This window comes from Parashewanella sp. 2304DJ23-3, assembly GCF_056591695.1.
This window is the reverse complement of record NZ_JBWQOH010000012.1, coordinates 125815-132656: the sequence shown is the minus strand read 5'-3', so window position 1 is coordinate 132656 and position 6842 is coordinate 125815. Positions and strand designations below refer to the sequence as shown.

7 protein-coding genes are annotated in these 6842 nt (G+C 40.8%); 5 read left to right on the top strand and 2 right to left on the bottom strand.

From position 1 onward, the window contains the following. The first annotated feature begins 206 nt into the window (after nt 1-206). Entirely contained in the window at nt 207-647 is a 441-nt protein-coding gene (locus AC1EU2_RS17300) for an RNA recognition motif domain-containing protein (RefSeq protein ID WP_480299529.1), read from the top strand. Nucleotides 648-683: 36 nt separating this feature from the next. Here the strand turns inward: AC1EU2_RS17300 and murI are convergent, their stop codons facing one another. Next, nucleotides 684-1499: a glutamate racemase gene (gene murI, locus AC1EU2_RS17295; RefSeq protein WP_480299528.1), complete on the bottom strand. Its 816-nt coding sequence runs from the start codon at nt 1497-1499 to the stop codon at nt 684-686. Between the two features lie 78 nt (nt 1500-1577). On the opposite strand from murI, the gene trmA reads away from it, so the two are divergent. After that, entirely contained in the window at nt 1578-2675 is a 1098-nt protein-coding gene (gene trmA / locus AC1EU2_RS17290; protein WP_480299531.1) for a tRNA (uridine(54)-C5)-methyltransferase TrmA, read from the top strand. 54 nt (nt 2676-2729) lie between these two features. Here the strand turns inward: trmA and fabR are convergent, their stop codons facing one another. Beyond that, nucleotides 2730-3356 carry an HTH-type transcriptional repressor FabR gene (gene fabR, locus AC1EU2_RS17285; RefSeq protein ID WP_480299527.1) on the bottom strand — a complete coding sequence of 209 codons (627 nt, stop codon included), beginning with the start codon at nt 3354-3356 and terminating at the stop codon, nt 2730-2732. Between the two features lie 183 nt (nt 3357-3539). On the opposite strand from fabR, the gene AC1EU2_RS17280 reads away from it, so the two are divergent. The 3 genes from AC1EU2_RS17280 to mnmH all read left to right on the top strand — a co-directional run bounded on the left by AC1EU2_RS17280 (nt 3540) and on the right by mnmH (nt 6840). Further along, the gene (locus tag AC1EU2_RS17280) at nt 3540-4646 is read left to right on the top strand and encodes an acyl-CoA desaturase (RefSeq protein ID WP_480299526.1); all 1107 of its coding nucleotides are present in this window, start codon (nt 3540-3542) and stop codon (nt 4644-4646) included. A 104-nt stretch (nt 4647-4750) separates the two neighbouring features. Continuing rightward, entirely contained in the window at nt 4751-5800 is a 1050-nt protein-coding gene (gene selD, locus AC1EU2_RS17275; protein WP_480299525.1) for a selenide, water dikinase SelD, read from the top strand. A gap of 2 nt (nt 5801-5802) precedes the next feature. Continuing rightward, complete coding sequence (gene mnmH, locus AC1EU2_RS17270) at nt 5803-6840, top strand: tRNA 2-selenouridine(34) synthase MnmH (RefSeq protein ID WP_480299524.1); 1038 nt, start codon at nt 5803-5805, stop codon at nt 6838-6840. Nucleotides 6841-6842 lie beyond the last annotated feature (2 nt).

Sequence of the window (6842 nt, the reverse complement as noted above, 5' to 3'; positions counted from 1 at the left end):
AAATTTTATTTATGACTGCCGAGCTTTTGCACAATCAGAAGTAAATTTGCTCGATTTTACACATTTATAGATCTTTCCGCTAAAAATTTCAGGCTTTTTGTTACATGTGACGCTTATTTTTTCAACAAGACTATGGTTTATGGGTTAATTTTTCATTACCATAGTCAAGTTATTTAACACTTATGATTATTTTTAGAGATTATTCTATGCAGAAGTCACTTCTTATTGTATTGATTGTCGCTGTGCTCGGCGCATTTGCGATTTTCCAGTTCAGTCTTGAACTTCCTGCCTATGCAGCTTTCATTATTGGTGCCGTTGTCGCTAGCATCGTTTTTGTCGCATTAGGTTCAAGCTCACACAATTCAAACGCACCTTATAAAGGACCAACCAAAACCCTTTATGTAGGTAACTTGCCATATCGTGTTCATGAAAACGAAGTAAAAGAACTATTTCATGATTTCGGTCCCGTAACATCAGTTCGTTTAGTTCGTGATCGTAAAACGGGTCGTCGTAAAGGTTTTGGCTTTGTCGAAATGGCTGCTTCTGGTGCAGATAAAGCCATGAAGAAATTGAACGATTATGACTTTCAGGAAAGAACATTGAAAGTCCGTGAAGCTAAGTCTCAGGATTCAGGTTCTCAGGAATAGCGTTCTTTGTCTTGATTCGTTTGATAAGCCCGCTACTCAGCGGGCTTTTTTATAAGGTTCGATTTGGGTAAACCCACTTTCTCGTAACGTGGCCTCTAACCCTGCATTGATATCACTTTTAGTATGTATACCAGTGATATTGATATGCTTTCCAGCACTCTCTTTTTTACTTAGTCCGTTTTCGCTGCCATCTATATTAAGAACTTGAAGAATTCGATTAGCTATTGCGACTCCTGAATCTAGTAATTTCACCCTTTTATTTAACGCTAGATTTAACTCTTCCTTTAATAGTGGGAAATGTGTGCACCCTAATACTAACGTATCTACATTTGTATTAACGATTGGTTTAACAATTTCATCTATTTCACTTTGCAATACTCTACCACCAGATAATTTTTCTTCCGCCAACTTAACGAGCTTAGATGATGCCAAAAGCTCTACTTTGCAGTTTGAAGCAAACGTCTCAATCAAGTTCTTAGTGTAATCTCGTTGAATAGTGGCAGGGGTGGCTAACACTGCGATGTGCTGCGTATGCGTTTGTTCACTGGCAGGCTTAATGGCTGGCACGACACCAACTACGGGAACAGAGAGGCGTTCTCTTAACTCGGGTAGAATTATGGTACTTGCAGTATTACATGCTATCACGGCCATTTTTGCTCGATGAGTCTCAACCAAATCGACAATTAATTTAATTGCACCAGTCTTAAGCTCAGCTTCTTCCAGCTCCCCATATGGCAAACGTGCATTATCAAACAAATAGATAAAATCTTGCTGAGGTAATTGTTTGCGAATTTCTGAAAGTACTGATAAACCACCGATACCAGAGTCAAAAATAAGAATGGGGTCTGTCAATTTATAACCTTATGATGGACATTAGTCATGAGTAGTATAATAATTTGCGCCCAAATTTACACACAGGTAATGCAGTATATGAATTTCGCAGCGATGGAACCTTCTTTATATGAAGAACAGCTTAGTGTTAAGACACAAAAATTAACAGATTTGTTTAGCACATACTGTGCGCCAGAGCTTGAGGTTTTTGCATCACCGACTGAGCACTACAGAATGCGTGCTGAGTTTCGAGTCTGGCATGACGGTGATGATTTGTATTACTACATGTTTGATAATATTGAAAAGCAAAAAGTCCGTTGCGATACCTATTTACCTGCCAGTGCTTTGATTAATGAGGTAATGCCAATCTTAATCGATGCGCTCAAACCTAACCCAAGCCTGCGCCATAAGCTTTTTCAGGTAGATTTCTTGTCTACACTCAGTGGCGAGATTCTCGTTTCTCTGCTTTACCATCGCCAACTTGATGCTGAGTGGCAACAACATATAACCGCTTTACAAGAAACGTTATCTCAACGCTTTAATATTAATTTTATTGGCCGTGCCCGCAAACAAAAAATCACGCTGGGAAATGACTTTGTCATTGAGTCATTACCTGTGAACGACAAAACCTACATTTATAAGCAAGTTGAAAACAGCTTTACTCAGCCAAATGCTACGGTAGCTTGTAAAATGTTAGAGTGGTCATTAGATGCAACAAAAAATTCAACAGGCGACTTGCTCGAGCTCTATTGTGGTAACGGTAACTTCTCTATTGCACTGGCACAAAACTTTAATAAAGTATTAGCGACTGAACTCGCCAAACCCTCAGTTGAGTCTGCACAGTATAATATTGCTGAGAATAACATTGATAACCTGACCATCATTCGAATGTCAGCAGAAGACTTTAGTGATGCCATGGCCAAAAAGCGCAGCTATCGTCGTTTGAAAGATGTTGATTTAGACAGTTATGATTGCAACACTATTTTTGTCGACCCACCGCGTGCGGGCTTAGATGAAAACACACTCTCTCTTGTTCAAGGGTATGAGCGCATATTATACATTTCGTGCAATCCTTTGACGCTGGAAGACAACCTGAAAACGTTAAGCAAAACTCATAAAATCAGCCGTTTTGCATTATTTGATCAGTTTCCATATACCGACCATATGGAAGCCGGTGTTTTGCTTGAACGAATCTAGGATCTAAAAATAGATAATGCCTGAACCACTCGTTTCGGGCATTTTAATTGTGGCTTACACTTTTCTGTGAGTTTGTTCAGACTTGTGATGAACTGCCTGCACACCTTTAATCACAACTCTTAGCTTTAACACTAGCCCATCAGCCACCCTTTTACGCTCCGCTTTGTTCATATCTAATGCCTCTGCCCCAGCATTGAACACCAATGTCACTAATGCTTCTGCTTGAGTTCTTGCAAGATTAGCAGAGAGCTTAGTGGTTTGTTCAGTGTAGTGCGCTAATTCAGAGATAAAATGCTCAATCTCTCTGGCTACAGCAGCACGAAATGGTGCCGATGTTCCTGAACGCTCATGCAGGAGAATACGAAATACGTTCGGGTTTGATTCTAATACTTCCATAAAGGTATCCACGGATATTTGAATCACGCTTCCCCCTTCTTCTGCACGTTGACGGCCTTTGCGCATTAATTGCCTTAGCGTTAAGCCACCTTCATCAACCATGGTTAAACCCAATTCATTCATGTCTTTGAAATGACGATAGAATGATGTCGGTGCAATTTGCGCTTCCCTAGCCACTTCGCGCAAGCTCAAACTAGAAAAACTACGTTCGGCACTTAATTGATTAAATGCGGCATCGACTAATGCTCGACGTGTTTTTTCTTTTTGCTGTGCTCGAATTCCCATTAATGTTCCTTTATTTCTTTTGTGCATAAGGATAATAACCTGAACGTCATCAAAACGCAGCCTGTGATCTCGCAAAATACCATATCCACTCAATGTCACAAAAGTCAGCTTTTCCTTGACCAGATACTATACTATGGAGTAAATTAGCGAACAGTTGTACGCTCAAACTTAATTATTAAAATAATGAAAAAACCTCCCTTTATTTGGTTAAATATCACGCTTTTCATAGCTACATTCACTGCTGCCGTCATTTTAATGCCTTGGCGTGGCTTCACTCATGGATTCGAACTGACTGAATGGCTTACATTTGTAGGCTTAGCTTTTTACAGTGGATTATCTATTACTGGCGGTTATCATCGCCTATGGTCGCATAAGGCCTATAAGGCTAATGCGGTTGTTCGACTTTTTTATGCACTCGGTGGTGCATTAGCATTGCAAAACAGTGCTTTACACTGGTCATCGGATCATCGTGTTCACCACAAACATGTTGATAATAACGATAAAGATCCTTATTCAGCAAAGATGGGCTTCTGGTATAGCCATATTGGTTGGATGTTGCGTGAATACCAAGCTTCTCGCTATCACGATTACAACAACGTTCGAGATCTACAAAAAGATAAAATCGTCGCATGGCAACATAAACACTATTTGTTACTAACGATATTGATGAATATCGGCTTACCTGCCTTTTTGGGTTGGTTGAATGGCGATATTTTCTCAATGCTGATCATTGCTGGCGTATTCCGTTTAGTGGTTGTGCATCACTGTACTTTCTTTATTAACTCACTCGCTCATATTTGGGGTACCCAACCTTACACCAATAAAAATACGGCTCGTGACAATGGTATTCTAGCGGTATTTACCTACGGTGAAGGCTATCATAACTTCCATCATATCTTTGAAAATGACTATCGAAATGGTATTCGTTGGTGGCATTACGACCCGACAAAATGGCTGATTAAAGGCTTAAGCTATTTAGGAATGGTATCGGATCTTCGTAAAGTGCCTCAAGAACGTATTGAAGCTGCGAAACTGCAAATGCAAATGCTTAAAACACAACACAAAGTAGCCCATTTGCCAAACGCAGAAGAAGTAGTAGCCAAGCTCCAAGAGGAATACGAGTTACTGAAATCTTACCTTTTGAAGTATTACACCGCTAAAAAAGCGTTGCTCGATGCAAAGCGTCAACAGATTGCACATTCAGAATTAGCTGAACAAGTGGCTGAACTGAAAGCCAACTTCAAATCGCAAAAGAAACAGTGGCGCACATTACAAGCTAGCTACAGTTAAGTAAAAAATTTAACTAATCCATTAAAAGCATTGATATTTTTATCAGTGCTTTTTTTTTAGCCTTTGTTATGATGGTAATTCCACTCACCTTGTAATGAACGGTTATGTCAGAAGATAACGTGAAGTTAACCGAGTATAGCCACGGTGCAGGCTGTGGTTGTAAGATCTCTCCTGAAGTCTTATCGCAAATTCTTTCAACTGAACTTCCTAGTTTTTCCGACGACAAATTGCTGGTAGGCAATGAGACTCGTGATGATGCCGCCGTTTATCAACTCAACGAGCACACAGGCATCATCAGCACCACTGACTTTTTTATGCCGATTGTTGACGATCCGTTTACTTTTGGCCGTATAGCCGCCACCAATGCTATCAGTGATATTTATGCCATGGGCGGTACGCCAATGATGGCAATTGCTATCTTTGGTTGGCCGGTTAATGTATTAAGTGCAGAGGTTGCCTCAAAGGTTATCGATGGTGGACGTCAAGCGTGTAAAGACGCAGGCATCATGCTTGCAGGCGGCCACAGTATTGACGCACCAGAACCAATATTTGGTTTAGCCGTTACTGGACAAGTTAATCTTGAACATCTTAAGCAAAACAGTACCGCTCAAGTGGGCGATAAACTGTATTTAACCAAACCCATCGGGATTGGTATTCACACCACTGCACAAAAGAAAAAGCTGTTGCAGGAGCAAGATAGCCAAATTGCTATCGAAGTGATGTGTCAGCTCAACTCAATAGGTACTGAGCTTGCAAAAATCCAAGGCGTAACTTCCATGACCGATGTGACCGGCTTCGGGCTTGGTGGTCATCTAGTGGAAATGTGCCAAGGTGCAAGTTTATCGGCCACTATTGATTTCAATGCCATTCCATTATTGCCGCAAACTGCGTTTTATCTAGATCAAGGCTCGATTCCTGGAGGCTGCCAACGCAACTTCGATAGTTATGGACAACATTTATCACCATTAAACGAAAATCAGAAAGCCATTATTTGCGACCCGCAAACCAGTGGCGGTTTATTGATAGCGGTTTCTAAAGACAGTGATATTGCCGTTCGAGCTTTACTTAACCAGCATCATATTGATGTGCATTTTGTTGGTGAATTTGTCGAACCGACTAAATCATACTTAGTAAATGTAAACGGAGTTCAGTAGCTTTGGCGGTTAATATCATTCCGAAATCCGAATACTCACGATTATTCATAGAACAGCGCCCTTTAATGGATGTACGTGCCCCCGTTGAATTTACTAAAGGTGCGTTTCCCAACACCACCAATCATGCATTGATGACAGATGATGAACGCACTCAAGTCGGTACTTGCTATAAACAACACGGCCAGCACGCCGCCGTTGAGCTTGGCCACCGGTTAGTCAGTGGCGCACTCAAGCAACAACGGATAAACGCTTGGCGCTCATTTTCAGAATTGCACCCCAATGGTTACTTTTATTGCTTTCGTGGTGGACTACGTTCTCAAATTAGCCAGAACTGGATGCACACTGAAGGCTTTGATATTCCTTATATTGAGGGTGGCTACAAAGCCATGCGCCAGTTTCTAATAGAGGTCATTGAACAAGCAAGCCAACGCCCGATGTTGATTGTGTGCGGTAAAACGGGTAGTGGTAAAACAGAATACATTAATAGTCGAGTCGACGGCGTCGATTTAGAAGGCTTAGCCAATCACCGTGGCTCCAGCTTTGGTATGAATATTACGCCACAGCCCACACAAATTAATTTCGAAAACCGCTTAGCGATCAGTTTGCTCCAACATCAAGCCAATGGCCATGACACTATAGTATTAGAAGACGAAAGTTATTTGATTGGCCGAAGCGCAATTCCTCAATGTTTTTATCAAGCCATGCAAAATGCATCAACCATAGTAATTGAAGCCAACTTAGATGAACGTGTTGATCGAATTTTACGAGACTATGTTATTTCAATGACAGCCCGATACATAGACATCAACGATGAAGAGACAGGGTTTACAGCTTTCTCACAGTATTTACTTGCTAGTGTCGATAAAATCAAAAAACGTCTGGGTGGGCAGCTTCATCAGCAAATTAAAAATATCATGCTGGAAGCTTTAAAAGAGCAACAGAGTCGAAACTCAGTTGCTCTTCATTGTTCATGGATTCAGTTACTTTTAGAAAAGTATTATGATCCTATGTATGAGTATCAGATGCAGAAAAAAAAGTAATC